Source organism: Klebsiella sp. MS 92-3, assembly GCF_000195655.1.
Lineage (GTDB): Bacteria > Pseudomonadota > Gammaproteobacteria > Enterobacterales > Enterobacteriaceae > Klebsiella > Klebsiella pneumoniae.
The window spans coordinates 315-926 of record NZ_GL882878.1 but is presented as its reverse complement, the minus strand read 5'-3'; the positions used below and the strand labels follow the sequence as shown (position 1 = coordinate 926).

Here is a 612-nt window from a genome sequence, read left to right as displayed (position 1 = left end):
GTCAGAACGTTAACACGCAGCCCCTGATTGTCCGCCTGCCGCTGGCTCAATTTGAAAACATGGCCATGATTCGGCGCTGAATATCACCGTCTTTGTTGACCAGTGTTTTAGTGACAAACGCTGCATGGTTTTTCGTAGTGTTATATCCCTTCCAGACTTCATGTGGATCGAGAGCATACGCACAAACCTTACCAGCAACGGGGATTCTAACTAATGCATTTTTTGACTCTAAGTAATTGAGCCACCGAATAATTGTGCTTCTGCTAACTCCAAGTTTTTCAGCTAGGAATTGCTGATCCGCAACGACAGCGCCACACGTAGGATCGATATGCTCCGCTAAAAATGAGTACAGCTTCAGTGCTGATATGCCTTGGCTATCCTTCAGCAGCTCTCGAACGCGCTCCCAACCTTTTGGGGATACCTGTGTAAACCTTGAATTCTTCTTTGCTTCTTCGAGCTCCTCGGTGTTTTTCTTTGCCTCATCTGAAAGTTGTTTCAGTCGTTTTTCTGAATCAATAAACATGATTTTTTCCCTCTGAAAATCCCATGCACTAACGTTGGTTCAAATCTAAGCCATCATGACACATCTGTGCAACACCTTGTTGCGTGTTG

The 612-nt window shown here is 44.9% G+C and carries 1 protein-coding gene; it reads right to left on the bottom strand.

What is annotated here, in order from left to right:
- Nucleotides 1-46: 46 nt before the first annotated feature.
- Entirely contained in the window at nucleotides 47-523 is a 477-nt protein-coding gene (locus HMPREF9538_RS00005) for a helix-turn-helix domain-containing protein (protein WP_009486556.1), read from the bottom strand.
- Between the last annotated feature and the right edge of the window lie 89 nt (nucleotides 524-612).